Below are 25,694 nucleotides of genomic sequence, written 5' to 3' on the forward strand. Positions count from 1 at the left end.
TCTGTGGGAGCGGGCGTGTCGAGGCGTCGAACCGCCGCGAAAGGGCCCTAAGGGTGAACCACCCGATTCGGCGGCAGCTCACCGCGGAAACAGGCCTCCAGGTTGAGCAAAACCATGCGCCCCATCTCCAACCGGGTCTGCAGCGTGGCACTGCCCCGGTGCGGTTGCAGACTGACCTGGTTCAGGTCCAGCAACGCTGGCGGCACATGCGGCTCATCGACAAACACATCCAGCCCGGCACCGGCGATGCGCCCTTCGCGTAGCGCTTCGACCAGCGCGTGCTCATCGACCAGCTTGCCGCGCGCCACATTCACCAGATACCCCTGCGGCCCCAGCGCCTCCAGCACCTCGGCCGTCACCAGCACCTGCCCGCCGTCGGCAGCAGCGGCCACCACCAGCACATCCACCGAGCGCGCCAGCGCAACCAGGTCGGGCTCATAGCGGTACCCCGTATCAGGCTGTTCACGCCGCCCGTTGTAGGCAATGCGCATGTCGAAGGCCGCGGCGCGGCGAGCGATGGCCTTACCCACCTGGCCAAGCCCGACAATGCCCAGTTCAATGCCACTGACCCGGCGCGCCAGCGGCAGCTCGACCTTGCCCCACAAGCCATCGCGCACCAGCAGCTCACCTTCGCCCAAGCGGCGCAGGCTGCTGATGATCAGCCCCATGGCCAGGTCGGCGACATCCGCCGTGAGCACGCCCGGCGTGGTGCTGACATGGATGCCGCGGCTGGCGGCGTGGCGCAGGTCCACGGCGTCGGTGCCGATGCCGCTGATGGCAATGATTTCGAGGGCCGGCAGTTGGTCCATCAATGCGTTGGCCAGGCCCTTGGCGCCCCCGGTGACCACGCCACGAATGCGCGGGCCAACGGCGTCAAGCAGCGCTTGCGGGTTGGGCTGCTGATACAGGCGGTGTACCTGATAAGCGCTGACCAGTTGGGCATCGATGGCCTCAGGTACCGGCTGCGTCAACAGCACTTCAATGGGGTTGTTGTTCATCGTAGGCATCCAGCAGTTGCGAGTCATGACCTGATGCTAGGCCTGCAATTGATACAGGTCTAATATAGATAGTGGATCGAATAATTCAGGAATTGAATCATGGAGCTGCACCAGTTGCGCTGCTTCGTCGCCGTTGCCGAAGAGCTGCATTTCGGCCGCGCCGCCACCCGCCTGCACATGACCCAGCCGCCCTTGAGCCGGCAGATCCAGCTGCTGGAGCATGCCCTGGGCGTGCTGCTGCTTGAGCGCAACAACCGCCAGGCGCGCTTGACCCTGGCGGGCCAGAGCTTCCTTGAAGACGCCCGGCGCATCCTGCAAATCGCCGACTCGGCCAGCCACTCGGCACGGCGCATCGCCCATGGCGAAGCAGGCCGGTTGACCCTGGGGTTTACGGCGGTCGGGGCCTACAGCATGATCCCGCGCTTGCTGGTGCATGCCGGGCAAACAGTGCCAGACATCGAGCTGGTGCTCAGCGAGCGCGTTTCCAGCGCCCAGGTGCATGACCTGGAAGCCGGCCTGATCGATGTCGGGCTGGTACGCCAGGTGCTGCCCAGTGCGCGCGTGGAGTACGTGCCGATTCACCGCGAACCCTTTGTCGCCGCCCTGCCTGCCGGGCATGCACTGACGGTGCGTGAGCGGATAAGGCCGAGCGATTTTCATGAGCAGCCGTTCGTGATGTACAGCGCCAACGAAGGGCGCTACTTCCATGACCGCATCGCGAACCTCTTTGCCCGGCATGAAGTGCAGCCCAGGTACCTGCATCAGTTGGGGCAGACGCATTCGATTCTGGGCCTGGTCAATGTAGGGCTGGGGTGCGCTGTGGTGCCGGCCTCGGCGCAGGCGTTGCGCCTGGAGCAGGTGGTGTTCAGACCGCTGGCGGGGATGGAGCAGCAGGCGGAGATTTTTTTGGCGTACTGCCGGGACAACCCCAACCCGGTGCTGGGGGCATTCGTAGAAATGGCGCGGGCGTTCTTTGAAGCAGGATAAAAAGTGATGGCCCATTCGCGGGCACGCCCGCTCCCACAGGTACTGTACATACCCTGTGGGAGCGGGCGTGCCCGCGAAAGGGCCAGCAGCCTTAGCGCACCAGGCAGGGCCGCTTGTTATCAAAGCTCCAACCCGGAATCAGGAACTGCATCGCCACGCTGTCATCCCGCGCCCCCAGGCCCATGTTGCGGTAGCACTCATGCGCCTTCGCCAGTTGGTCTTCATCCAGTTCCACCCCCAGCCCCGGCCGCGCCGGAACCCGCACATGCCCGTCGACGATACGCAGCGGCTCGCGGGTCAGACGCTGGCCATCCTGCCAGATCCAGTGGGTGTCGATCGCGGTGATCTCGCCCGGCGCCGCAGCCGCCACCTGGGTGAACATCGCCAGCGAAATGTCGAAGTGGTTATTGGAGTGCGAACCCCAGGTCAGCCCCCAGTCATTGCACATCTGTGCAACACGTACCGAACCCTGCAAGGTCCAGAAGTGCGGGTCGGCCAGCGGAATGTCCACTGCCTGCGACTGGATCGCGTGGCCCATCTGCCGCCAGTCGGTGGCAATCATGTTGGTGGCGGTGGGCAGGCCGGTGGCACGGCGGAACTCGGCCATCACCTCACGGCCCGAGTAACCGTTTTCGGCACCACACGGGTCTTCGGCGTAGGCCAGGACATCGTGCTTGTCGCGGCACAGCGCAATGGCCTCCTTCAACGACCAGGCGCCATTCGGGTCGAGGGTGATACGTGCTTCGGGGAAGCGCTCGGCCAGCGCCGTCACTGCCTCCATCTCCTCCTCACCACGCAACACACCGCCCTTGAGCTTGAAGTCACTGAAGCCATAACGCTGCTTGGCCGCCTCGGCCAGGCGCACCACCGCTTCCGGGGTCAGGGCCTTGTCGTGGCGCACACGGAACCAGTCGTCATCGGCATCGGCTTCATTGCGGTAAGCCAGGTCGGTTTGCTGGCGGTCGCCGATATAGAACAGGTAACCCAGCATTTTCACCGCATCGCGCTGCTGCCCCTCGCCCAGCAGCGCCGCCATTGGCACATTGAGGTGCTGGCCAAGCAGATCGAGCAGCGCAGACTCGATAGCGGTTACCGCATGCACGGTAATGCGCAGGTCGAACGTCTGCAGGCCGCGGCCCGCCGAGTCGCGGTTGGCAAAGGTCTGGCGCATGGCGTTGAGCACACGCTGGTAGTGGCCGATCGGCTGGCCGACCACCAGGCTGCGGGCGTCTTCCAGGGTCTGGCGAATCTTCTCGCCACCCGGCACTTCACCCAGGCCGGTGTTGCCAGCGCTGTCACGCAGCACCACCACGTTGCGGGTGAAGTACGGGCCATGGGCGCCACTGAGGTTCAGCAACATGCTGTCGTGGCCAGCCACGGGGATCACGCGCAGGTCGGTGACCACAGGTGTGCTGGTGTGAACGGCGGGATTGGTCTGCATATTCATGGTTGTTGTCTCGCAGTCATCAGTGGGTCTGGCCCAGGCCCGCAGGGGCCTTGAGGTCGTCAGAAGGAGCGCCCTTTGGGCGAGTGCGTACAAAGAAGATGGCAATGGCCGCCAGCACCGAGGTTACCGCCAGGCCGTACAGCCCGCCCTGGATCGAGCCGGTCTGCTGCTCCAGGAAACCGAACGTGGTAGGGGCGACGAAGCCGCCAAGGTTGCCGACCGAGTTGATCAGGGCGATCACGGCCGCCGCGATGCGGGCGTCCAGGTAACCCTGCGGGATCGGCCAGAACAGTGACGACGCCGACTTGAAACCGATGGCTGCAAAGCACACGGCCACGAAGGCAAACACCGGCCCGCCGGTGGTGGACATGAACATGCCGATTGCGGCAACCACCAGTGCCCCGGCCACCCACGCCTGCTGGAACTTCCAGCGCGCAGAGCCGGCCGCGAAGGCGTACATGGCGATGATCGAGATCAGCCACGGGATCGAGTTGAAGAAGCCGACCTGCAAATCGCTGAGGTCGCCCATGCGCTTGATAATGCTCGGCAGCCAGAAGGTGGCGGCGTAGATGGTCAGCTGGATGCAGAAGTAGATGAGGCAGAACAGCACGATCTGGCGGTCTTTCAGCAGGCTCCAGGCAGAAGGCTTCACCGCACCAACGGCTTCGCGTTCACGCTGCTCGCGGTCGATGGTGGCCACCAGCGCCTCCTGCTCGGCCTGGCTCAGCCACTTGGCATCCTGGGGCTTGGAGTCCAGCCAGAAGAACACGAAGAAGCACAGCACCACCGAGGCCATGCCTTCGATGAACAGCATCCATTGCCAACCGTGCATGCCCAGGCCCTGAATCTGCATCAACGCACCGGCCAGCGGCCCGGAAATCAGCGAGGCCAGCGCCGAGCCGCTGAGGAAGATGGCAATTGCCTTGCCGCGCTCGGCGCCTGGCAGCCAGCGGGTGAAGTAGTAGATCACCCCCGGGAAGAAGCCCGCTTCGGCAACACCCAGCAGAAAGCGCAACACATAGAACTGGGTTTCGTTCTGTACAAAGGCCATGGCCGTGGCCACCAGCCCCCAGGTGAACATGATGCGGGTCAGCCAGAGCCGCGCCCCCACCTTCTGCAGCAACATGTTCGAAGGCACTTCGAACAATGCGTAGCCAATGAAGAACAAGCCGGCACCAAAGCCATAAGCTGCGGCACTGATGCCCAGGTCGCTTTCCAGATGCGGGCGGATGAAGCCGATATTGACGCGGTCGAGGTAGTTGACGATGAACATGATGACGAACAGCGGCAGGACGTGGCGCTTGACCTTGGCCACGGCACTGGCCAACGCGTCGCCGTCATTCCGGGCAAGCGGAGCGAGGGTGTCGTTCACTTGTGAATCTCCCACTAATTGTTTTTGTGCGGGTATTGGTTGTCTGACAGGGCAGTGGGGATGAGCATATGCGCAGCGCGGTTGTACGACAAGATCAATAACGTCGGCAAAATAGCAAAATACAAGCTGTCACAACGCTAATATGTTGCGATCTTGCAAAAATAGCTTGGTTAAACGCTGCATTGCCCATCGGAAAATTCGGCAAAAAATATTTCTATCGATTAACTTGTCGTACAAGCAAAACAAGAAAGGGATCACACCGTGGAATCCGTACACGCGCACAAACGTGGCCACAGCCGCGCCCATGACCTGGTCTCCAGCCTGACCCAGCAGATTTTGCTGGGCACCTACAAACCGGGTGACAAGTTGCCGTCAGAGAACACGCTGGTGCGCGAGCATGGGGTCAGCCGCACGGTGGTGCGGGAGGCCTTGTCCAAGTTGCAGGCCTCGGGGCTGGTGGAGCCGCGCCACGGTATCGGTACTTTCGTAATGGAGCGCCAGGCCCAGGCCGGGCTGCGCATCGCGGCAGAAAGCGCGGCCAGCGTGCGCGACCTGTTGGAGTTGCGTATTGGCCTGGAGGGCCAGGCCGCCGCCCTGGCTGCGCTGCGCCGTGACGAGGGGCACCTGGCACGCATGCGCCAGGCGCTGGATGACTATCAGGACCTGGCGGCCGCTGGCGATAGCTGCATCGAGGCCGACCGGCGCTTTCACCTGCTGATCGCCGAGGCCACTGGCAACCTGTACTTCACCGAGATGCTGCTGCATCTGGGTAACAGCCTGATCCCGCGCAACCGCATGGCCCTGGCCGAACGCGGCGGGGCCAAGCTGGCGCGGCAGGCGTACCTGGCCAATCTTGAGCATGAAGCGGTGCTCAACGCCATCCGCCGCCAAGACCCGGATGCAGCACGGGCGGCGATCTGCCTGCACCTGTCCAACAGCCGCGACCGTTTGTTGCCCGAATAGGGGCCGCTGAGCGGCCCTTCGCGGGCACGCCCGCTCCCACAGGAAATGCACATGTTCAGGGCCTGTGATAATCCTGTGGGAGCGGGCGCGCCCGCGAATAGGCCAGCACAGGCAGCTACAAGGCCTCAGGCCAACGCTCGGTCCACCAGCACCTGCAAGCGCCCCTGCGAACAACACTCCACCCGCGCCTCCACGCCATACACCTCAGCCAGCAACCCCGGCTGCAATACATCCGCCGGCGCCCCGCAGGCCACCACCCTGCCCTCACGCAACACCACAAGCCAATCGGCATGGCTGGCTGCCAGGTTGATATCGTGCAGCACCGCCACCGCCAGCAACCGATGCGCCTGCACCCGCTCGCGCACTGCATCCATCACCCGCAACTGGTAATGCAGGTCCAGCGCACTGGTCGGCTCGTCCAGCAACAAAACCTGCGGATTGCGCGCCATCAGTTGTGCCAGCGCCACCAACTGCCGCTGCCCACCAGACAGGCCGTCCAGCGAGCGCTCTGCCAACGCTTCGATCCCTAACTGGCGCAACGCCTCGTAAGCACTCCCCAGCAGGTCGTCGCTGCCACTCACGCGCAAGGCCGCGACAATGCTTTCCAGCACGCCCAAGGCAATGCCGGGCGGCAATTGTTGAGGCATGTAGGCCAGGCGCCGCGAGCGTTCGGCAAAACCCAGCCGGGTCACGTCCTGGCCATCCAGGCTCACGCCGCCGCGCATCCGTTCCAGCCCCGCCAATGCCCTCAGCAGCGTCGACTTGCCCGCGCCATTGGGCCCGACCAGCGCCACCAGGCTACCGGCCGGCAAGGCCGGCAGGCTCACCCCATGCAGGATCTGCCGTGCGCCGTACGCCACCGAAACACCCTCGATCAACAGGCTCACAACCTTCTCCCACGGCGGAATACCAACACCACGAACACCGGCACCCCCACCAACGCGGTGACGATACCCACCGGCACGATCACACCCGGCAAGATCGCCTTGCTGGCAATCGACGACAGCGACAGCATCAGCGCCCCCACCAGCGCACTGGCCGGCAGCAGAAAGCGCTGGTCCTCGCCCACTAGCAGGCGGGCGATGTGCGGCCCGACCAGGCCGACGAAACCGATGGTGCCGACGAACGCCACCGCCGTTGCCGACAGCAGGCTGATGCGCAATAGCGAGGCCAGACGCAGGCGCCGGGTGTCCACGCCAAAGCTGCGCGCGCGGTCCTCGCCCATGCGCAGCAAAGTCATGGCGGGTGCCGCCCGTAGCGAGAACGGCAGCAACAGCGCCAGCACCAACGCCAGGATGCCGAGCTTCTGCCAATCGGCCCGCGCCAGGCTGCCCAAGGTCCAGAACACCAGTTGCTGCAACACGTCCTCGGTGGCGAGCAGTTGCAGCAACGACACCAGCGCGTTGCAGCTGAACACCAGGGCAATGCCGAACAGCACCAGGCTTTCCACCCCGGCGCCACGCAAGCGCGACATGGCCTGCAGCAGCACCACCGACAGGCAGGCGAAAACAAACGCCATCACGGTCACCTGCGCACTGGGCGCCAGCCAGGCGATGCCCAGCGGGTAGGCAATCGCCAGCGATGCGCCCAACGCAGCGGATGACGACACACCCAGGGTAAACGGGCTGGCCAGCGGGTTGTCGAGGATCGCCTGCATCTCGGCGCCGGCAAGCGACAATGCCGCGCCCACCAGCACGGCCATCAGCGTGTAGGGCAGGCGCACGTTCCAGATGATTACCCGCTCGGTGGCAGTGAGCGTTGCCGGGTCGCCAAGCCCTTGCAGCAGGCGCCCCAGGCTCATGCCAGAAGCGCCGCTGGCCAAGTCACCCAGCACCGACAGCAGTAGCAACAGGGCCAGGCCCACCACCAGCCAGGTACGACGCCACAGCAACCGGCGGTAGTGCCAGGCGGCCTGCGCGGCGCCCGGATGAGCCTGCGCGGTCACTGGGCGCTGACCCAGTAGTGGCCGTCCAGGCCTACCTTGAGCATCTGGTTGATTTCGCCCATGGTCGCCTGTGGGTCCAGGTCCTTGAAGCGCTCCGGGTGCACCCAGCGGGCCATGGCTTCGATCGCCAGGATGTTGAACGGCGAGTTGTAGAAGTCATGCCACAGGCCATGGGCCTGGCCAGCCTGGATCGGCCGCAGCGGGGCGAACTCGGGGCGTGCAGTGATCTTCGCCAGGCTCTGGCGTGCCGTATCGGCGGATACACCGGCCCCCAGCAGTACCCCCGGCGCGCGGTTGCCGGTGGCGATGTACACGTCCGGGTCGGCTTGCAGCACATACTCGACACTGACATCACCCAATGCCCCAGGCACCACATCGGCACCGATGTTATGCCCGCCAACGGCCTCGACCACGCTGCCCAGGCCGCTCTTGCCGGTGGTATGCCCCGGCGCCTGCCACACACCGGCCAACAGTTCGAGAAACACCTTGGGCCGCTCGCTGTCCTTGATCCCGGCCACGCTGTCGGTTACCCGCTTCAGATGGCGGTCGTACAGGCTCAGGTACTGCGCCGCCTGCGGCTCGCGCCCCAGCAGCGTACCCAGCGCTTGCATGCTCACCCGGGTATTGCGGATCGGGTGCACGCGAAAATCGATGAACAGCACCGGCACACCAGCCTTTTCCAGCAGGTCGGCCACCGGGCTGTGCTGGGTAGGGCCCTCACCGGCGATGCTGAAAATCGCCAAATCAGGCTTGAGCGCGAGAATCTGCTCGGCGCTGACACTCTGCTCGGAGGCCTGGCCGATCAGCGGCAACTTGGCAATTTGCGGATACTTCTGCGCGTACACCTCATAGGTGTGCGGGTCGAGCAGGCGCATGTCGTTCTGCCAACCGACTACCCGCTGGAACGGGTTGTCGCGGTCGAGCAAGGCCAGGGCAAAAAACAGCCGCCCTTCGCCGAGCACGATGCGCTGTGGAGCGTGGTCGACTTCGACCTTGCGCCCAAGTACATCGGTCACTTGCACGGCACTAGCGGGTTGGGTAAAGCCGAGGCAGGACGCCAACAGCATCAAGGCAGGCAGCACACGCCGCCAGGAATGGGGAAGCAAACACATCGGGGCATCCTCTTGAAGAGAATCAGTCGCAACAGAGCGGGGCATTCTAGCCAGCCGCCCTGCGCTGCCGATGTGCGCGAATGTATTGGCTTGTAGAGTGGCCGTTACATCCGGCCGGCTCAACTCACCAGGTCAGGCAGATCTTGCCGAAATGCCGGTTGCTTTCCTGGTAGCGGAACGCCTCGACGATCTGCTCCAGCTCGAAATGCTTGTCCACCACTGGCCGCAGGCCATTGGCATCGATTGCCCGCACCATCGCCTGCTGCTGGGCGCGGCTGCCCACCAGCACACCTTGCAGGCGAATCTGGCGCACCAGCGCCTGCACCAGCGGCAGCTGCCCGGCCACACCGGTGAGAATGCCGATCAGCGACACATGCCCACCGATGCGCGCGGCAATCATCGACTGCTCCAGCGTCGCCGGGCCGCCCACTTCGATCACATGGTCGACACCACGGTTGTCGGTGAGCTCGCGAACCTTCTCACCCCATGCCGGGGTGCTCTTGTAGTTGATCAGGTGATCGGCGCCCAACGCCTTCAGGCGCTCCAGCTTGGCGTCGCTGGACGAGGTGGCGATCACCGTCGCACCGGCCAGCTTGGCAAACTGCAGGGCAAAGATCGATACACCGCCAGTGCCCTGCACCAGCACCGTGTCGCCAGGCTTGAGGTGGTCGTCGCTCATCAGCGCACGCCAGGCGGTGAGGCCGGCCGTGGTCAGGGTAGCGGCCTCGGCATGGCTGAAGCTTTTGGGCGCCAGGGTGAACGCGGTAGCGCGGGCGGTCACCTGTTCGCGGGCATAGCCATCGATGCCGTCGCCGGGCACCCTGGCGAAGCCTTCGACATTGGCCTGGCCGCCGAGCCAGTCGGGGAAGAAGGTGCTGACCACGTTGTCACCAACCTGGAATTCGCTGACACCTTCGCCCACCGCAATGACTTCGCCGGCGCCATCAGCCATGGGGATACGCCGCTCGCTCGGGCCCCACATGCCGCTGACCACGGCGAAGTCATGGTAGTTGAGGGAGCTGGCGTGCAGCTGCACGGTGATCTCGCCGGCCTGGGGCGCGGGGGCCTCGCTGGTGCCGACCTCGACCTTGTCGTAGCCGCCGCCGGGTTGTACGTAGATGGCCTTGCTGGTCATGGGTGGGTCTCCGTATCAGAGGAAAGAATGGGGTTCAGCATAGACAGGTCCGGCCCTTTCGCGGGCACGCCCGCTCCCACAGGGGCGCCACAGGGCCTGAGACGGGCGCAATACCTGTGGGAGCGGGCATGCCCGCGAAGAGGCCAGCACTCCCAACACAGGCATCAGCCCAGCATCACCCTCAATGCCCGGCAATCGGCCGCATGCCAATCCACCAGCTCCGGCCATGGGTTGTCCGGCAAGATCACCAGCACCGTGCGCGCCCCCGCCGCCCGCCCACAGTCCAGGTCGAACCGATAATCCCCCACCATCACCAACTCGCTCGGGGCCACGCCCCAGGCACTGGCAATCTTCAGCAGCCCATCCGGGCTCGGCTTGGGCGCCGCCTCGTCACGCCCAAGAATATGCTCCACCGGGAAGCAATCGGCCAAGCCGATGGCCTCCAGCGTCACATGCGCCAGCTCCCGCGCATTACGGGTCAGAATACCCAGCCGGCAGCCACGCCCGGCCAACTCGCGCACCAGTTCCACCGCCCCGGTGGCCGCGGTGGAGGCAAGCGCCAGGTCGCGCTCGTGCTCCAGCAACCAGGCATGCTTGGCCGCGGCTACGTCTGCCGGCAAGGCCGCCAGATGGGTAAGGATGTCGTCTTCGGCCGGGATGTCCAACGCCACACGAATGGCGGCAAAGTCATGCACGGCCACGGTCAGGGTGCCGTCCATGTCGAACACCCAGTTGCGTACCTCGCCCAGGCTCATGCCCAATCCTTGCGATGGCGAATCAGGCCTTCCTGGCTCGAAGAAGCCACCAGTTGCCCGGCCTGGTTGAAGATGCTGCCACGGCAGAAACCGCGGGAATTACCGGCCCACGGGCTGTCGGTGGCGTACAGCAGCCACTCGTCGGCGCGCAGGTTGCCATGGAACCACAGCGAATGGTCGAGGCTGGCAATCTGCATGTCACGCTGCCAAACCGATTTGCCATGTGGTAACAGCGAAGTGGTCAGCAGACCAAAATCCGAGGCGTAAGCCAGCATGTATTTGTGCAGGGCCGGCACATCGGGGAGGTTGCCGTCGGCGCGGAACCAGGCGTACTTCACCGGGTCGCCGGGCTTGGGGTTGAACGGGTCGCGCTCGGTAACCGGGCGGATCTCGATCGGCTTGGCACACAGCACCTTGTCGCGAATGCGCTCGGGTAACTGGTCGGCCATGGCGCGCGCCAGCTCCACCTCGGTGGGCAGGTTTTCCGGGCCGACCACATCAGGCATCTGCGCCTGGTGTTCGAAACCTTCCTCGTCGTACTGGAACGACGCGCTGCAGGTGAAGATGGTCTGGCCCTTCTGGATTGCCGTCACCCGACGGGTGCTGAAGCTGCCACCATCGCGCACGCGGTCCACCGAGTACACCACCGGCAGGCTGGCATCACCCGGGCGCAGGAAATAGCCGTGCAACGAATGCACATGGCGAGCGTCCTCGACCGTCTGGCTGGCCGCCGACAACGACTGGCCCAGCACTTGCCCACCGTACAGCTGGCGGAAGCCCAGGTCCTGGCTACGCCCACGGAACAGGTTCTCCTCGATGGCTTCGAGGCTCAACAGGTCGACCAGGTCGTCCAACACATGACTCATTGGGGGTTCTCCTCGCAAGGCAACACGTCTCTACAGCGCTCGTAATGAAGGCAAATGATACAGGGTTTGTCATTCGCGCCGGGCATGGCCGTGCATTCAGGGGCGCAGGGTGCGCTCCCAGTGCGCGCGGTCGATGCGGTACAGCACGTGTGGGCGCAGCGGGTGGCCCTCGGCCAGGCGGGGGTGTTCGAAACTGCCGTTCAGGTCCTGCTGCATGCCAATGGCCTGCATCACCTTCTGCGACGGCAAATTGCTCTCGCTAGTGAACGACACCACCTCCTCCAGGCGCAATTGGGCGAAAGCACAACGCAGGCTGGTCCACGCAGCCTCGCTGGCAAAACCCAGGCCCCAGTGGCGCCGCGCCAGTCGCCAGCCAATTTCCACAGCCGGCGCAAAATCGGCATCGAAGCCGACATGCAACAGCCCGGTCATGCCGATGAATGCGCCGCTGTCCTTGCGCTCCAGCGCCCACAGGCCGAAGCCGTACTCGTTGAAATGCCCGCGCACGCGGCCTATCAGTGCAGCCGCTTCAAGGCGCGTCAGCGGTGCCGGGAAATAACGCATTACCTGCGGGTCGGCACACAGCGCAGCGAACTCGCCCAGATCGTCGTCGTGCCATTGGCGCATTACCAGCCGTGCGCTTTCCAGTTCAAGAATGGGGGTCATCGGGCCTGCTCCGGTTTTGCCGTGTTGCAGTTTACAGCGTAGGCGCGAGCGCAGGTTTCACCCAGCCAACAGCCGCCGAATGCAATTTTCACAAGCCCTTCACCGCCTCCCGACAGGCCGCTTGGCAGGATGCCGACATTCACCTTCGCGCCAGCCGCGGCACTGCCAACGGAGCAACGCATGCTATCGAGCAACACCCTGGGCCACCCAGCCATTCACGCCCGGCGCAAGCGGCGCCTGTCACGCAAAGCCCTCGGTGCCGCCCTTGGCCTGTGCATGGTCGTTGCGGCATTGACCACCTGGCTGGCGACGAGGACGCATATCGTGGACCTTGGTAACGAGCAACAACTGAGTGACAGCGGCCTGCTGCAGGACTGGGTCGACGGTGCAGTGATCGTGATGATCCGCCATGCCGAACGCTGCGACAGCGCCCCCGGCCCCTGCCTGGACGACCCCACCGGCATTACGGTGGCCGGTAGCCAGGCCGCCAGCCGCGTTGGCCAAGGGCTGCACCAATTGGGCCTGGACAATGCCGATTTGCTCAGCAGCCCGAAACTGCGCACCCGGCAAACCGCGCACTTCATCCTCGGCCAGGCAGTCGCCAGCGAGGACTGGCTGGAAGGCTGTGACAACCAGTTCGCCAGTGAAGCGTTGTCACGCAAGCGCCCGGGCCACAACCTGGTGCTGGTGACCCACAATGGCTGCATCGACCATTTCGCCCGCCAGCAGCACGTTGCCGGTGGCGAGCGTCAGAGTGGCTATGCCAGTGCATTGTTCGTGTCGGTGGATGGCAACGGCAAGGCACGCATCCTCGGCCGCCTGAACGAACCGGACTGGCAGCGGGTACTGGCCAGCACAGGCAAATAGCATTGGCCTGATCTGGCCTCATCGCCGGCAAGCCAGCTCCCACAGGTCCCCATGGCCTTCGAGGCTTGTGCACTACCTGTGGGAGCTGGCTTGCCGGCGATTGGGCAGCAAAGCTGCCTCGGCCATGGCAAGATCTGCACTGGCCCTGATTGCGAACACCCCATGCCGTTGCCGCTGATCTACCACGAAGACTACAGCCCGGAGTTCCCCGCCGAGCACCGCTTCCCGATGGACAAGTTCCGCTTGCTGCACGACCACCTGGTCGACAGTGGGCTGACCACCGACCAGGCGCTGCTGCGCCCGGACATCTGCCCCAACGATATCCTCGCCCTGGCCCACGACCGCGGCTATATCGAGCGCTACATGAACGGCGACCTGTCCCGCGAGGACCAGCGCCGGCTCGGCCTACCCTGGAGCGAAGCCCTGGCCCGGCGCACGGTGCGGGCAGTGGGGGGGTCGCTGCTCACCGCCGAAATGGCATTGCAACAGGGCATCGCCTGCCACCTCGCTGGCGGTACACACCACGCCCACTACGACCACCCTGCCGGGTTCTGCATCTTCAACGACCTGGCCGTGATCAGCCGCTACCTGCTGGAGGCTGGCCGGGTGCACCAGGTGCTGATCTTCGACTGCGATGTGCACCAGGGCGACGGCACCGCGCGCATCCTGCATGACACACCCGAAGCCATCACCGTGTCGCTGCATTGCGAACAGAACTTCCCGGCGCGCAAGGCGCAGAGCGACTGGGACATCCCCCTGCCGCGCGGCATGGGCGACGCGGCCTACCTGAAGGTGGTGGACGATGCCCTCAACTACCTGTTGCCCCTCTACCAACCCGACCTGGTGCTGTACGACGCCGGCGTCGATGTGCACAAGGACGATGCCCTGGGTTACCTGCAACTGACCGACGCAGGTGTTGCCGCCCGTGACGAAGCGGTGCTGCGCCATTGCGTGGGGCGCGACATTCCGGTGGTAGGCGTGATCGGCGGCGGCTACAGCAAGGACCGCCAAGCGTTGGCCAGGCGCCATGGCATCCTTCACCACAGCGCGGCACGGGTCATCGGTTGTTCACAATGACTGTGGAACCGCTTGTGGATAACCTGCGGGAAAGGCGCTGTAGCCCTTTGTTGGCAAGGCCTGCAGAGAGCTGATTGTTTTTTGACCAGTGCTTCCACAGGCAGCCCTGCGCTAGAATGCGCCTCTTTTCCACAGCCTGCTGCCCACCATGCCCGATCTGAACCCCGCCTCCTCTCCCCTCGCCATCGTGATCGGTGGTGGCCCTGCCGGCCTGATGGCCGCTGAAGCGCTGGCCCAGGCAGGCCTTGCGGTCGAGGTGTTCGATGCCATGCCTTCGGTGGGGCGCAAGTTCCTGCTGGCGGGCGTTGGCGGCATGAACATTACCCACTCCGAGCCTTACCCGGCGTTCGTTTCACGCTATGCCGAGCGCCAGGGCGAAATCGATGCGCTGCTCCGCGACTTCGACGCCGAAGCCTTGCGCGGGTGGATTCACCGCCTGGGCATCGAAACCTTTGTCGGCACCTCGGGGCGGGTGTTTCCCGCCGACATGAAAGCCGCGCCACTGCTGCGCGCCTGGCTCAAGCGCCTGCGCGAAGCCGGGGTAGTTATCCACACCCGCCACCGCTGGCTGGGCTGGAATGCCGATGGTGCCTTGCGCATTGCTTATCCACAGGGCGAGCTTGCCGTGAAGGCTGCGGTCGTGGTGCTCGCACTGGGCGGTGGTAGCTGGGCGCGATTGGGCTCCGACGGCAGCTGGCAACCGCTGCTGGCTGAACGGGCTGTGGATATCTCGCCTTTGCAGCCAAGCAACTGCGGCTTCGAAGTGGCGGGCTGGAGCGCATTGTTGAAGGAGAAGTTCGCGGGTGCGCCACTGAAGAACATTGCCCTCAGCGTGCCTGGCAGCGCACCGCGCAAAGGCGAGTTCATCCTCACCGCGCAAGGCGTGGAAGGCAGCCTCGTGTATGCGTGGTCAGCGCCGGTACGCGAGGCCATCAACCGCAGTGGCCGAGGGGTGCTGCTGCTCGATCTGCTGCCGGACAAGCCTGTGGACAAGATTGCCCTGGCACTGGCCAAACCGCGGGGGTCACGGTCGATGGCCAAGCACTTGCACAGCCAGCTAGGTATTGATGGGGTCAAGGCGGCACTGCTGCGGGAGCTGACCGATCAGGCGACCTTTGCCGACCCACAGGCCCTGGCCCGGGCGATCAAGGCGTTGCCGATCACGCTGGTGCGCACACGGCCCCTGGATGAAGCGATCAGCAGCGCTGGCGGGGTGCGTTTCGAGGGACTGGATGAGGGGTTGATGGTCAAGGGCATGCCGGGGGTGTTCTGTGCCGGCGAGATGCTGGACTGGGAGGCGCCGACCGGGGGGTATTTGCTGACGGCGTGTTTTGCCAGCGGGCTGCGCGCCGGGCGGGCGGCGGCGGATTGGCTAAAAGCCCAAAGCTGATACCGCCCCAACTGCCTTGCATAGAGCCCACAGGCTGCTGCGATCCCTGTGGGAGCGGGCAAGCCCGCGAAGCAAGCGACGCGATGGATGGCACCGGCTGCGCCGGTGTTCGCGGGCATGCCCGCTCCCACAGGAACGAGATGGCTGCAAGTTTACGGCTTACGCTTACGCGGCCCACCATTGAAGCTAGGCACCTTACGCACGGCCTTCACCGCCGGCTCTGCCTCACCACTACTGTCCATCCAGCGCCCCAACCCGCGCTTGGCGCTGTTCTCTTTCGGCTTCTTGGGCTTCTTCGGTTTCTTGATCACCTGGCCACTGGCATCGGTCATCGGCACCCTGTGTTCCGGGATGAAGTCCGGCTCTTCATGGCGCGGCAAGGTCTGCCGGGTCAGCACTTCAATGGCCGACAGCATTTGCACTTCGTCCGCACACACCAGCGAAATCGCCTCGCCCTTGTTGCCCGCCCGGCCAGTACGGCCAATGCGGTGCACGTAATCCTCGGCAACTATCGGCAAGTCCAGGTTGACCACCAGCGGAAGGTCATCGATGTCCAGGCCACGGGCCGCCACATCGGTCGCCACCAGCACCTGGATCTCGCGGGCCTTGAAGCTGTCCAGCGCACGCTGGCGGGTGGCCTGCGGGCGGTCACCGTGAATGCCATCGGCATTGACACCTTCGGCCAGCAAGCGCTCTACCAACTGGTCAACGCCGTTGCGGGTCTTGGCGAACACCAGCACCTGCTTCCAGCGCTGCTTGCGCAGCAGGTGGCAGAACAGGTCGACCTTGCGCTTCTTGTCCACAGGCACCAGCCACTGCTTGACGCTGGCGGCCGTGGCATTGCGCGGGCTCACTTCGATGCTGAGCGGGTCATTCAGCGCCAGCCCCGCCAACATGCGGATCTGGTCAGAGAACGTGGCGGAGAACAACAATGTCTGGCGCTTGCGTGGCAGCGCGGCGTAAACCGATTGCAGTTCTTCGGCAAAACCCAGGTCGAGCATGCGGTCGGCTTCATCAAGCACCAGCGTTTGCACCTGGTTGAACTTCACCGCGTTCTGCCGGAACAGGTCGAGCAAGCGGCCCGGGGTGGCCACCAGCAGGTCGACGCCACGGCGCAGGCGCATCATCTGCGGGTTGATGCTGACCCCGCCGTATACCGCGTAAGTGCTCAGCGGCAGGTTCTCGGCGTACTCGCGCACATTGTTGTGCACCTGCTCGGCCAGCTCGCGGGTGGGCACCAGCACCAGCGCGCGGATCGAGTTGCTGGCCACCTTCTCGCCTTCCAGCGCCAGGCGCTGCAATACAGGCAGGGCAAAGCCTGCGGTCTTGCCGGTGCCGGTCTGGGCGGCGGCCATCAGGTCGCGGCCGGCCAGCACGGCAGGGATGGCCTTGGCCTGCACCGGGGTCGGGGTGGTGTAGTCCAGCTGCTGCAGGGTGCGCAGCAGCGGTTCGATCAGGCCGAGTTTGGCGAAATTCATGGCAATACCGTAAGGGGGTTCAGCGAAGGCGGCAAGTTTACCGCATCGCCCCGACCTACTTGCAGATTTCGCCTTTCAACGGCTGCACAGGCTCGGGGGCCTTGCGCCACTGCGGCAGGCCAATCAGCACCACCGCGCCGATAATCACTGCCATGGCCACGCACTCTTCGGCACCAATCTGTTCGCCGGCAAAGACAATGCCCAGCAACACCGCCACCGCCGGGTTGACGTAGGCATAGCTGGTGGCGGCGGCCGGGCGTACATGCTTGAGCAGGTACATGTAGGCACTGAACGCCAGGATCGAGCCGAAGAACACCAGGTAGGCCAACGCTCCCCAGCCGGCTGCGGTCGGCATCTGCGTCATGCGCTCGCCCGACAGCACGCTGCCCAGCAACAGCACCGCACCGCCCACCAGCATTTCAGCAGCACTCGCCATCGGCCCCTGAGGCAGCGGCAAGGACTTGCTCCACACCGAGCCAAACGCCCACGACGCCGCAGCAAAAATGATCAACGCCGCGCCAACCGGGCTTGCCTGCAGGTTGGAGCCCAGGTTCAGCAGGCCGATACCTGCCAGCCCCAGGGCAATGCCCGCCCATTCCAGCTTCGAATTGCGGTGCCCGAACAACAAGCCGAACAGCAAGGTGAACAGTGGCACTGTGGCCACCGCCAGCGCTGCCACGCCCGATGCCACGCCGGCATGCTCGGCCACCGTCACGCCGCCGTTGCCACAACTCAACAGCAGAAAACCGATCGCCCCTGCCGCTCGCCACTGCGGCCAGGTAGGTGCCGGCACACCGCGCCAGCGCAAGAAACCGTACAGCAGGCCACCAGCAATCAGAAAGCGCACCCCGGCCATGAGCATCGGGGGCCAGCTCTCCACACCAATGCGAATGAACAGGTAGGTAGACCCCCATACCAGGTACAAGGCCAGGAAAGCACCAATGAGCAACAACGGGAAGCGACGGGCGGCAGGCATGGGAAAACTCGAAATCCGTTTACGGGTGATTCAGTTTAATAGCCTGCCTGGGTAAACATCAGTTACAAAATGGCTCGAAATGAGCGGCACACTTTTGGTGCGTCCGGTTTCGGCGGTGGTGAGCCTTAACGGTATTTGGCCAGGGTTTCGCGGATCTTCGCGGCGGGCACTTTCTGCAAGCGGCACAGGAAGTCGTGCGAAAGTTGCTGGATACCATGGGCCTGGCGCAGTTCGCCAGCCAGGTATTGCAGCAGGTTGGCAGCCATCTCGGCATCGGCCATGGCCCGGTGCGCGGTGCCGGTGTCCGGCAGGCCGGCCCAACGGGTCAGTGTGCCCAGCTTGTGGTTTGGCGCCATCGGCAACAGGCGCCGCGACAGCAGCAGGGAGCAGGCGAAAGACTGCCTGCGGCTACGGCCGATGCGGCTCAGCTCGTAGTCCCAGAACTTCTGGTCGAAAGCCGCGTTGTGTGCCAGTAGCGGGGTGTCGCCGACAAATTCGGCCACTTCCTTCATTACCTTGTCCACCGGCGGCGCGCTGCGCAGCATGGCGGTGGTGATGCCCGTCAACCCGGCAACGAAGGCCGGTACCGGCACACCCGCATTCATCAGGCTCTGGTAGCGCTCGACGATGCGCCCGTCCTCCAGCATCACCACCGCCACTTCAGTGGCGCGGCAGCCTGCACTGGGGGTAATACCGGTGGTTTCAAAGTCGATGACAGCAATACGTTCCATGAAAGGGCCTCAATGTTTGAGCAACAGCTTACCCTCGATGGGCACATAACGGGTGGCTGCACGGATCAGTGACAAGGCGGTAAGCCCAGGCACCCCATACACCACGGCCTCGGTACCGTGGCGCTGGATCACCCGCTCCAGCAGCAGGTCGAAGTCGCCATCACCAGAGGCCAGCACCACCTGGTCGACCCGGCTGGCTGCATCGATCACATCCAGGGTGATACCCACATCCCAGTCACCTTTGGCCGAGCCGTCGCTGCGCTGGATGAAGGGTTTGAGGCGCACATCGAAGCCGAGGTTGCGCAAGATCTGCTGGAACTGCTGTTGCTTGCTGTCGCCACGGTCGATGGCATAGGCCACGGCTTCGACGATCTGGCCCTCACGACTCACGTCGGCCCACAATGCGGTGTAGTTGAAATGGCAGCCATGGGCCTGACGCACGGTGTAGTAGAGGTTCTGCACATCGGCGAACAGCGCGATCTTTTTCACCTTGGAACCTCATGTCTGGCGTTGAGTACCAGGGGCCGCTGCGCAGCCCTTCGCGGGCACGCCCGCTCCCACAGGTATCGCGCGTACCTCTGTGGGAGCGGGCGTGCCCGCGAAGGGGCGCACAGCGCCCCCAAAAATGCCAGCAGTATGCCAGACCTGTCAGACGTACGAGTCGTCGTCCGAGAAGAACCCGCCATCGTCGCTGCCGTAGTCGGTGTCGGCATAACCGCCCTGGTCACTGCCCCAACCACTGTTGTCAGCCACTTGCTGCTGCCCGCCCTGGTCGTTCCAACCACCATTGTCACTGGCTGGCGTTGGCTCTTCCTTGATCACCTCGACCACTTCTTCGGGCTGCGAGTTGTGGTTGAACAGGCTGCTGATGCCCTGCGCCAGCAACACACCACCGGCCACACCGGCTGCAGTCTGCATGGCACCACCGAGGAAGCTGCTGGCACCGCCACGCGCCGGCGCGGCGCCAAAACCGGGCTGCTGCGCCTGCGCTTGCGGCTGGGAGAAGCCCGGGGCCGATGGTTCACGCCAGCCACCACCCGAGGCCACCGGGGCGGCAGCAGGGCGCTGCGGCTGTGCGGCTGGAGCCGTGCTGCGCCCGCCCGAACCAAAAATGCTCGACAGGAAGCCACCGCCACCATTACTCGGCGCACTGTTGCCAGCTTGTGCTGCCTGAGCCTGGGCCCGAGCCTGCTGCAATTCGGCTTCCAGCTGCTTGTTCTGCTCGTCGAGGCGCTTGATTGCGGCCTCCTGCACCAGAATCGCCTGGGCCATGTAGTAAGGCGCTGCCGGTTGCTGACGCAGGTGCTGCTCGATGCACGCCTGCGCCTGCGCGTCACGCGGCTGGCTCGGATCTTCGGCTTGCTTGATGCGGCCGAACAGGCCGTCGATCAGGGTTTGTTCTTCAGTGTTCATGGGGCGACCTCGTGGGGTAGCGGGACAACGGACAGCGTCAAAGATGGGGTGTAGCGGCACGGGATTCAATCACTGGCGCCGTGAAACTTTTTTCAGCAAGTGACAGCCCCGGGCCTGCTTTGGGCTAAAGTTACGCCCCTGTTTTACTGCCATGCGATGTTGACTGATGAATCCGCTGAGCGTTCTGCGCGACTCCCTGTACTTCTTCCGCCGCCACCTGCCGAACATCCTCCAGCTGTGCCTGCCGCTGGTGGTGCTGGAGGCCTTGCTCACCCAGCTGCTGTATCGGCAGATGGGCGACCAGGCATCGCCGGCCTACGGCATGCTGGTGAGCCTGCTGTTCTATCCGCTGTACAGCGCCGCATTGATCCTTTACCTGCACACCCGCAGCAATGGCCAGGACATCGGCAAACGCGACCTGTTCGCCCGCGCCGTGCAGCTGTGGCCGCAGCTGGCCTTGCTGATTCTCATCAGCTCGCTGCTGATCATGGCCGGCCTTGCGCTGTTCATCTTCCCGGGCGTGTGGATCATGATCAACCTGGTGTTCGCCGAGTACCTGCTGGTACTGCGCGGCCGGCCGGTGGTGCAGGCGATGCGCGAAAGCGCCAGCATGACCACCGGGCACTTCATGCGCATCATGATCTGCGTGGTGGCGGTGCTGGCACCGATCTGGCTGATCGACGGGCTGTTGCTGATGGCCTTCCCCGAGCCATCACCTGGCATGGAGCTGGCCATGGACAGCCTCAGCGGCTTCCTGCAACTGTTCAGCACTGTGGTGCTGTACCGCCTGTTCATGCTGCTGGAAGGGGAAGCGAGCAACTGATCGAGCTCACGCCGGGTCACAGTGGAAGGTTTACAGGCTGCCCAAAGCATTGCATTTGAGCGAAAAAACAGCCTGTAACCCACCACAGGAAGCGTCCCATGACCAACTACTGGGCTGAAAAAGACGAAGTCTTTCTCGGCACCCTTCATGTACTCGACTCAACCACCCCGACTGACCATATACCTGGCGGGCCTCGACAGGCGGTATACCTGAGCCGCTTCACGGATGCCGACGGCGAAAGGATAGCCGGGCAAAGTGACTGGCTGATCACAGGCAAGCAGCAGCCACCCTGCGTGTTCCGCTTCCTCTTTCAATCAAGCACAGAGGAGCGCCTGCATTTCATGATCACCGGCAGTGGTGAGGATCACGACAAGAAGCTCGGGATCAGCCGCAATGGTTACCTTGGGCTCTATAAACACGCCAGTGTCACCGACTACATCAAGCTTCAACCGCTGTTTTGGACAGAGAATGCCCTGCTGTGCCGAATACGCGATCATCAAGGCCACGCAGTGCGCACCCATCATGAACCTTCGGAACACACGCCCAACTTCGAGTACCTGAGAATCAACGAAGGCCAGGAAGTCATGTTCCTCCTCGAACGCACAACCGGCTGACCCTGTTTTTGTGACTCAGGTACCCCGCGGCTTGGCCCGCGCCGTGGCCTCGGCCACCAGCGGGTCGTCCGGCCAGTAGTGCTTCGGATAGCGGCCCTTGAGGTCCTTTTTAACCTCGGCATAGGTAGTGCGCCAGAAGTTGGCCAAGTCCTGGGTCACCTGCACCGGCCTGCGTGCCGGTGACAACAGGTGCAATTTGACCTGCTGCCGGCCATTGGCGATGCGCGGGGTGTCGGCAAGGCCGAACAACTCTTGCAGACGCACGGCGAGAATCGGTGGGTTTTCGCTGTAGTCCAGGCGAATGTTCGAGCCGGAGGGCACCGCCAGGTGAGCGGGGGCCTGTTCTTCCAGACGCTGCGGCAAAGGCCAGGGCAACAGGTTGCGCAGTAACGACGGCAGGTCCAGTGCGGCGAAGTGGCTAAGGCGGGAAACCTTGCCCAGATAGGGCTGCAACCACGCTTCCAGGCTGGCGAGCAGCGCTTCGTCACCCAGGTCGGGCCACTCGCTTTGCCCGTCCCTGTCCATGTCCAGTTGGCGTAGCAGGGCCACCCGCGCCTGCCACTGGCGCAGCTCCGGGGTCCAGGTCAGCAGGTTCAGGCCTTTGCGCCGTACCAGGCCAAGCAGCGCCTTGGCACGCGCTTCGTCGCTCAGGCCGGTCAACGGTTCGCGGCTGAGTATCAGTTCACCGACCTTGGTCTGGCGCTCGGCACGCAGCACCTGCTCGCGCTCATCCCAATCAAGCAGGTCAACCCGCTCGACCTGTTCGGCCAGCACGTCATCAAGCAACGCTGGGTCGAACTCTGCCGCCAGGTAGATACGTTCTTCGCGCTGGCCTTGGCGGCTGCCCAGGTCGGCGATCACCAGCCATGGGTATTTCATCAACGCATCGACCTCGCCGAACAAGGCTGCACGGCCATTGGCCAGGCGATACTCGGCGCCCCCTTCACGCCGCTGCTGTGCGACCCGGTCGGGGTAGGCCAGCGCCAGCAAGGCGCCAAGCCAACGTGGATGATCCGGGTCGGCAACGGCGGCCTCGGCCTTGCCGCGCAACAGGCCACGGTACTGTCGCGCCAGCTGCCGGGCACGCTGCACGCCACCCTGGCCGCCACGGCTGGCCTTGCTCTCGCCACTGACCAGGGCCAGCCGGCTGTGCAGGTCGGCACCGCCGCCGCGCTGGATATCCCGCTCCCCCAGCAACGCCGCCACATCACAGGCCATGGTGGCCAACCCCAGGTACTGACCACGCAGCAACAAATGGGCGATACGTGGGTGAGCCGGCAGTTCTGCCATGGCCTGGCCGTGGTCGCTGAGGTTGTCGCGGCTACCCGCTTTGAACGCCCCAAGCCGCGCCAGCAGGTCCTGGGCCTGGGAGAACGCCGCACTGGGCGGTTGATCGAGCCAGCGCAACTGGTCAGGTGCAACGCCCCAGCGCGCCAGTTGCAAGGCCAGCCCAGCCAGGTCGGCCTGCAAGATTTCGGCACTGCCATGGGCCGCCAGCTGGTCATGCTGGGCCTCGGACCACAGGCGGTAACACACGCCCGGCTCCAGGCGCCCGGCGCGGCCTGCGCGCTGGGTGGCACTGGCACGAGAGATACGCTGAGTGTCCAGGTGGGTCATGCCACTGCCGGGGTCGAAACGCGGCACCCGGGCCAGGCCTGCGTCGATCACCACACGCACGCCGTCGATGGTCAGACTGGTCTCGGCGATGTTGGTCGCCAGCACCACCTTGCGCAGGCCCTTGGGCGCCGGGTCGATGGCAGCGCGCTGGGCATTGAGGTCGAGTTCGCCGTGCAGCGGGCACAACAGTATTCCGGGGCGCTCGCCCAGTGCCTCCTGCAAGCTCTGGTGCACCCGGCGGATCTCGGCCTGGCCCGGCAGGAACACCAGCACACTGCCGGTTTGCTCGGCCAGCGCGTGCAGCACACTGTCCACTACCCGTGGTTCGATGAACTCGCCCGGCTGGAAAGGCCGGCCCCAGCAGATATCCACTGGATGCATGCGGCCCTCACTGCTGACCACCGGGGCATCGTTTAGCAACCGCGACAGGCGCTCGCCTTCCAGGGTGGCGGACATCAGCAGAATCTTCAGCGGCGGGTCGTCACGCAGCAACTCGCGGCCGTTCAGGATCAACGCCAGGGCCAGGTCGGCATCCAGGCTGCGCTCATGAAACTCGTCGAAGATCAGCAAGCCCACGCCTTCCAGCGCCGGGTCGGCCTGCAGGCGGCGGGTGAGGATACCTTCGGTTACCACTTCGACGCGGGTGTTCGGCCCGACCTTGCTGTCCAGGCGTATGCGGTAACCCACGGTCTGGCCCACCTGCTCGCCCAGTTCGCTGGCCAGCCTTTCGGCAGCCGCACGCGCAGCCAGGCGCCGGGGCTCCAGCATGAGAATGGTTTGCCCGGCCAGCCACGGCTCGTTCAGCAAGGCCAGCGGCACGCGGGTGGTCTTGCCGGCACCGGGTGGTGCTTCGAGCACGGCTTCGTCTCGTTTTCCCAAGGCTTGGCGCAAGGCGGGCAAGACGGCATCGATCGGTAATGAAATCATGGTGGTCCTCGAACAATCTCGCGAGTATAACGGCGAACCCAGCCTGCTCTATCATGGTCTTAAGCTTCAGGCGCAGGCGCTTCGCTTGCCCTGCTGAATACCCTTTCGGAGATTTACATGCGCATCCCATCCCGCGTCATCGGCGGCGCCCTGATTGTCACCCTGCTGACCCAGCTGACGGCCTGCGGCACGATTTTCTATCCAGACCGTCGCGGCCAGATCGGCGGCAAGATCGACCCTGTGGTCGCTGCCATGGATGCCATCGGCATCCTGTTCTACGTGATCCCGGGGCTGATCGCCTTCGGCATCGACTTTGCCACGGGTGCCATCTATTACCCAGGCGGCCGAACCGCCCAGGTAGACCCGGCAAAACTGCAAGAAGCCGTAAGCGCTGACGGCAAGGTCGACAACCTGAAGTTGCAGGCCATCATCGAAAGCGAACTGGGCCAGCGCCTGCCGCTGAACGACCCGCGGCTGATCCAGCACCGCGGCAGCATCGAACAGCTGGCCAGCCTGGGCCTGGTACCGGCCGCCTGAACCCCGCACGGACGTTGACCACGGATGATCACCCCAGCCGAACACCAGCGCCTGCTGCGCCTGGCCACCCGCGCCTCACTGGCAGTGGCCAGTATCCTGGTGCTGAGCAAGGCGCTGGCCTGGTGGCTGAGCGGCTCGGTAAGCCTGCTGGCCGGGTTGACTGACTCGGCCTTGGATGCTGTTGCCTCGTTTCTCAACCTGCTCGCCGTGCACTACGCCTTGCGCCCGGCCGACGACGACCACCGTTTTGGCCATGGCAAGGCCGAAGCGCTGGCCGGCATGGCGCAGGCGCTGTTCATCGCCGTCAGTGCGGTGCTGATCGGCGTGCAGGCAGCCGAACGCCTGCACACGCCACAACCCCTGGGCGATACCGGTATCGGCATTGCCGTGATGCTGTTGTCGCTGGTGCTGACCCTTGCCCTGCTGGCACTGCAGCGCAAGGTCATTCGCCTGACCGGCTCCACCGCCGTGCGGGCCGACTCCCTGCATTACCGCTCGGATCTGCTGCTGAACAGCAGCATTCTGCTGGCCCTGTTGCTGGCACGTTTTGGCTGGCCGCAGCTGGATGCGCTGTTCGGCCTGGGCATCGCCTTCTACATCCTCTGGAGCGCCTTGCAGATTGCCCGCGAAAGTACGGCGATCCTGATGGACAAGGAATTGCCGAGCGATGTCGGCGAAGGCATGGCCGCGCTGGTGCTGGCCATTCCCGGCGTGAAAGGCGTGCATGACCTGCGTACGCGGGTGTCGGGCAACCAGTGGTTCGTGCAGTTGCATCTGGAGCTGCCGGGGCAGTTGCCGCTGCATGAGGCGCATGGGTTGTGCGTTCAGGCATCAAAGGTGATCCGCCAGCGTTACCCACAGGCGGATGTGATGGTGCACGCCGACCCGGTGTAAACCTGCAAGGGCCCTATCGCCGGCAAGCCAGCTTGTATGGTTAGACTTGAAGGGAGGAGGAGGGACAAAGCCAGCTTCTGACTGTTAGCGCAGTACAGACCGTG

The 25,694-nt window shown here is 64.4% G+C and carries 25 protein-coding genes; 9 read left to right on the top strand and 16 right to left on the bottom strand.

Translation table 11 applies throughout. From position 1 onward, the window contains the following. Positions 1-47 precede the first annotated feature (47 nt). Positions 48-998 carry an NAD(P)-dependent oxidoreductase gene (locus ACFY9W_RS23290; protein WP_391135310.1) on the bottom strand — a complete coding sequence of 317 codons (951 nt, stop codon included), beginning with the start codon at positions 996-998 and terminating at the stop codon, positions 48-50. 99 nt (positions 999-1,097) lie between these two features. Between ACFY9W_RS23290 and ACFY9W_RS23295 the strand changes: the two genes are divergently transcribed. Then, a complete protein-coding gene (locus ACFY9W_RS23295; RefSeq protein WP_391135312.1) occupies positions 1,098-1,985 on the top strand; it encodes a LysR substrate-binding domain-containing protein in 888 nt (295 codons plus the stop codon). Positions 1,986-2,076: 91 nt separating this feature from the next. Here the strand turns inward: ACFY9W_RS23295 and gudD are convergent, their stop codons facing one another. Next, complete coding sequence (gene gudD, locus ACFY9W_RS23300; RefSeq protein ID WP_391135315.1) at positions 2,077-3,432, bottom strand: glucarate dehydratase; 1,356 nt, start codon at positions 3,430-3,432, stop codon at positions 2,077-2,079. A 19-nt stretch (positions 3,433-3,451) separates the two neighbouring features. Then, positions 3,452-4,804 carry an MFS transporter gene (locus ACFY9W_RS23305; protein ID WP_391135318.1) on the bottom strand — a complete coding sequence of 451 codons (1,353 nt, stop codon included), beginning with the start codon at positions 4,802-4,804 and terminating at the stop codon, positions 3,452-3,454. A gap of 261 nt (positions 4,805-5,065) precedes the next feature. On the opposite strand from ACFY9W_RS23305, the gene ACFY9W_RS23310 reads away from it, so the two are divergent. Next, entirely contained in the window at positions 5,066-5,767 is a 702-nt protein-coding gene (locus ACFY9W_RS23310) for an FCD domain-containing protein (protein WP_391135321.1), read from the top strand. 125 nt (positions 5,768-5,892) lie between these two features. On the opposite strand, the gene ACFY9W_RS23315 is transcribed toward ACFY9W_RS23310, so the two are convergent. The 7 genes from ACFY9W_RS23315 to ACFY9W_RS23345 form a co-directional block, all read right to left on the bottom strand. Then, positions 5,893-6,654: an ATP-binding cassette domain-containing protein gene (locus ACFY9W_RS23315; protein ID WP_391135324.1), complete on the bottom strand. Its 762-nt coding sequence runs from the start codon at positions 6,652-6,654 to the stop codon at positions 5,893-5,895. Continuing rightward, positions 6,651-7,712, bottom strand: a complete 1,062-nt coding sequence (locus ACFY9W_RS23320; RefSeq protein WP_391135327.1) for an iron chelate uptake ABC transporter family permease subunit — start codon at positions 7,710-7,712, stop codon at positions 6,651-6,653. Before ACFY9W_RS23320 ends, ACFY9W_RS23315 begins: the two co-directional genes overlap by 4 nt. Continuing rightward, positions 7,709-8,824, bottom strand: coding sequence for an ABC transporter substrate-binding protein (locus tag ACFY9W_RS23325; protein WP_391135330.1), 1,116 nt, complete (start codon positions 8,822-8,824; stop codon positions 7,709-7,711). The genes ACFY9W_RS23320 and ACFY9W_RS23325 overlap by 4 nt, the downstream gene beginning before the upstream one ends. Before the next feature lie 124 nt (positions 8,825-8,948). Next, entirely contained in the window at positions 8,949-9,959 is a 1,011-nt protein-coding gene (locus ACFY9W_RS23330; RefSeq protein WP_391135333.1) for a zinc-binding dehydrogenase, read from the bottom strand. Positions 9,960-10,123: 164 nt separating this feature from the next. After that, a complete protein-coding gene (locus ACFY9W_RS23335; protein ID WP_391135336.1) occupies positions 10,124-10,714 on the bottom strand; it encodes an HAD-IA family hydrolase in 591 nt (196 codons plus the stop codon). Further along, complete coding sequence (gene tesB / locus ACFY9W_RS23340; RefSeq protein ID WP_016712127.1) at positions 10,711-11,580, bottom strand: acyl-CoA thioesterase II; 870 nt, start codon at positions 11,578-11,580, stop codon at positions 10,711-10,713. The genes ACFY9W_RS23335 and tesB overlap by 4 nt, the downstream gene beginning before the upstream one ends. 96 nt (positions 11,581-11,676) lie before the next feature. Next, positions 11,677-12,246, bottom strand: a complete 570-nt coding sequence (locus tag ACFY9W_RS23345; protein WP_391135340.1) for a GNAT family N-acetyltransferase — start codon at positions 12,244-12,246, stop codon at positions 11,677-11,679. A 180-nt stretch (positions 12,247-12,426) separates the two neighbouring features. Between ACFY9W_RS23345 and ACFY9W_RS23350 the strand changes: the two genes are divergently transcribed. The 3 genes from ACFY9W_RS23350 (at position 12,427) to ACFY9W_RS23360 (ending at position 15,580) form a co-directional block, all read left to right on the top strand. Then, the gene (locus ACFY9W_RS23350; protein WP_391135344.1) at positions 12,427-13,113 is read left to right on the top strand and encodes a histidine phosphatase family protein; all 687 of its coding nucleotides are present in this window, start codon (positions 12,427-12,429) and stop codon (positions 13,111-13,113) included. 162 nt (positions 13,114-13,275) lie between these two features. Next, positions 13,276-14,190: a histone deacetylase gene (locus ACFY9W_RS23355; RefSeq protein ID WP_391135346.1), complete on the top strand. Its 915-nt coding sequence runs from the start codon at positions 13,276-13,278 to the stop codon at positions 14,188-14,190. Between the two features lie 148 nt (positions 14,191-14,338). Next, positions 14,339-15,580: a TIGR03862 family flavoprotein gene (locus tag ACFY9W_RS23360; protein WP_391135349.1), complete on the top strand. Its 1,242-nt coding sequence runs from the start codon at positions 14,339-14,341 to the stop codon at positions 15,578-15,580. Positions 15,581-15,732: 152 nt separating this feature from the next. On the opposite strand, the gene ACFY9W_RS23365 is transcribed toward ACFY9W_RS23360, so the two are convergent. The 5 genes from ACFY9W_RS23365 to ACFY9W_RS23385 form a co-directional block, all read right to left on the bottom strand. Then, positions 15,733-17,058 carry a DEAD/DEAH box helicase gene (locus tag ACFY9W_RS23365; RefSeq protein WP_391135352.1) on the bottom strand — a complete coding sequence of 442 codons (1,326 nt, stop codon included), beginning with the start codon at positions 17,056-17,058 and terminating at the stop codon, positions 15,733-15,735. Between the two features lie 55 nt (positions 17,059-17,113). Continuing rightward, on the bottom strand, positions 17,114-18,034 hold the full coding sequence (yedA, locus tag ACFY9W_RS23370) for a drug/metabolite exporter YedA (RefSeq protein WP_391135355.1): 921 nt from the start codon (positions 18,032-18,034) through the stop codon (positions 17,114-17,116). Positions 18,035-18,159: 125 nt separating this feature from the next. Beyond that, complete coding sequence (locus ACFY9W_RS23375; RefSeq protein WP_391135358.1) at positions 18,160-18,765, bottom strand: exonuclease domain-containing protein; 606 nt, start codon at positions 18,763-18,765, stop codon at positions 18,160-18,162. A 9-nt stretch (positions 18,766-18,774) separates the two neighbouring features. After that, a complete protein-coding gene (locus ACFY9W_RS23380; protein ID WP_016489324.1) occupies positions 18,775-19,254 on the bottom strand; it encodes an NYN domain-containing protein in 480 nt (159 codons plus the stop codon). A 159-nt stretch (positions 19,255-19,413) separates the two neighbouring features. Next, on the bottom strand, positions 19,414-20,178 hold the full coding sequence (locus ACFY9W_RS23385; protein WP_391135361.1) for a DUF2076 family protein: 765 nt from the start codon (positions 20,176-20,178) through the stop codon (positions 19,414-19,416). 166 nt (positions 20,179-20,344) lie between these two features. On the opposite strand from ACFY9W_RS23385, the gene ACFY9W_RS23390 reads away from it, so the two are divergent. Both ACFY9W_RS23390 and ACFY9W_RS23395 read left to right on the top strand, forming a co-directional pair. After that, entirely contained in the window at positions 20,345-21,001 is a 657-nt protein-coding gene (locus ACFY9W_RS23390) for a YciC family protein (RefSeq protein ID WP_391135364.1), read from the top strand. 98 nt (positions 21,002-21,099) lie between these two features. Continuing rightward, complete coding sequence (locus tag ACFY9W_RS23395) at positions 21,100-21,615, top strand: hypothetical protein (protein WP_391135367.1); 516 nt, start codon at positions 21,100-21,102, stop codon at positions 21,613-21,615. 15 nt (positions 21,616-21,630) lie between these two features. On the opposite strand, the gene hrpB is transcribed toward ACFY9W_RS23395, so the two are convergent. Continuing rightward, a complete protein-coding gene (gene hrpB / locus ACFY9W_RS23400) occupies positions 21,631-24,159 on the bottom strand; it encodes an ATP-dependent helicase HrpB (protein ID WP_391135370.1) in 2,529 nt (842 codons plus the stop codon). A 117-nt stretch (positions 24,160-24,276) separates the two neighbouring features. Here hrpB and ACFY9W_RS23405 point away from each other — a divergent pair, with 117 nt between their 5' ends. Both ACFY9W_RS23405 and ACFY9W_RS23410 read left to right on the top strand, forming a co-directional pair. Beyond that, on the top strand, positions 24,277-24,696 hold the full coding sequence (locus ACFY9W_RS23405; RefSeq protein ID WP_391135373.1) for a polyribonucleotide nucleotidyltransferase: 420 nt from the start codon (positions 24,277-24,279) through the stop codon (positions 24,694-24,696). A 24-nt stretch (positions 24,697-24,720) separates the two neighbouring features. Beyond that, positions 24,721-25,590, top strand: a complete 870-nt coding sequence (locus ACFY9W_RS23410) for a cation diffusion facilitator family transporter (protein ID WP_391135375.1) — start codon at positions 24,721-24,723, stop codon at positions 25,588-25,590. Positions 25,591-25,694 lie beyond the last annotated feature (104 nt).

This window comes from Pseudomonas sp. NPDC008258 (assembly GCF_042956345.1).
In the GTDB taxonomy this organism is placed as follows: domain Bacteria; phylum Pseudomonadota; class Gammaproteobacteria; order Pseudomonadales; family Pseudomonadaceae; genus Aquipseudomonas.

Bases quoted from the DNA above. Each gene is read 5' to 3' on its own strand.
- ACFY9W_RS23290 (WP_391135310.1), bottom strand. From the start codon at position 998: ATGAACAACAACCCCATTGAAGTGCTGTTGACGCAGCCGGTACCTGAG.
- ACFY9W_RS23295 (WP_391135312.1), top strand. From the start codon at position 1,098: ATGGAGCTGCACCAGTTGCGCTGCTTCGTCGCCGTTGCCGAAGAGCTG.
- gudD (WP_391135315.1), bottom strand. From the start codon at position 3,432: ATGAATATGCAGACCAATCCCGCCGTTCACACCAGCACACCTGTGGTC.
- ACFY9W_RS23325 (WP_391135330.1), bottom strand. From the start codon at position 8,824: ATGTGTTTGCTTCCCCATTCCTGGCGGCGTGTGCTGCCTGCCTTGATG.
- ACFY9W_RS23330 (WP_391135333.1), bottom strand. From the start codon at position 9,959: ATGACCAGCAAGGCCATCTACGTACAACCCGGCGGCGGCTACGACAAG.
- ACFY9W_RS23335 (WP_391135336.1), bottom strand. From the start codon at position 10,714: ATGAGCCTGGGCGAGGTACGCAACTGGGTGTTCGACATGGACGGCACC.
- tesB (WP_016712127.1), bottom strand. From the start codon at position 11,580: ATGAGTCATGTGTTGGACGACCTGGTCGACCTGTTGAGCCTCGAAGCC.
- ACFY9W_RS23345 (WP_391135340.1), bottom strand. From the start codon at position 12,246: ATGACCCCCATTCTTGAACTGGAAAGCGCACGGCTGGTAATGCGCCAA.
- ACFY9W_RS23350 (WP_391135344.1), top strand. From the start codon at position 12,427: ATGCTATCGAGCAACACCCTGGGCCACCCAGCCATTCACGCCCGGCGC.
- ACFY9W_RS23355 (WP_391135346.1), top strand. From the start codon at position 13,276: ATGCCGTTGCCGCTGATCTACCACGAAGACTACAGCCCGGAGTTCCCC.
- ACFY9W_RS23360 (WP_391135349.1), top strand. From the start codon at position 14,339: ATGCCCGATCTGAACCCCGCCTCCTCTCCCCTCGCCATCGTGATCGGT.
- ACFY9W_RS23365 (WP_391135352.1), bottom strand. From the start codon at position 17,058: ATGAATTTCGCCAAACTCGGCCTGATCGAACCGCTGCTGCGCACCCTG.
- yedA (WP_391135355.1), bottom strand. From the start codon at position 18,034: ATGCCTGCCGCCCGTCGCTTCCCGTTGTTGCTCATTGGTGCTTTCCTG.
- ACFY9W_RS23375 (WP_391135358.1), bottom strand. From the start codon at position 18,765: ATGGAACGTATTGCTGTCATCGACTTTGAAACCACCGGTATTACCCCC.
- ACFY9W_RS23385 (WP_391135361.1), bottom strand. From the start codon at position 20,178: ATGAACACTGAAGAACAAACCCTGATCGACGGCCTGTTCGGCCGCATC.
- ACFY9W_RS23390 (WP_391135364.1), top strand. From the start codon at position 20,345: ATGAATCCGCTGAGCGTTCTGCGCGACTCCCTGTACTTCTTCCGCCGC.
- ACFY9W_RS23395 (WP_391135367.1), top strand. From the start codon at position 21,100: ATGACCAACTACTGGGCTGAAAAAGACGAAGTCTTTCTCGGCACCCTT.
- hrpB (WP_391135370.1), bottom strand. From the start codon at position 24,159: ATGATTTCATTACCGATCGATGCCGTCTTGCCCGCCTTGCGCCAAGCC.
- ACFY9W_RS23405 (WP_391135373.1), top strand. From the start codon at position 24,277: ATGCGCATCCCATCCCGCGTCATCGGCGGCGCCCTGATTGTCACCCTG.
- ACFY9W_RS23410 (WP_391135375.1), top strand. From the start codon at position 24,721: ATGATCACCCCAGCCGAACACCAGCGCCTGCTGCGCCTGGCCACCCGC.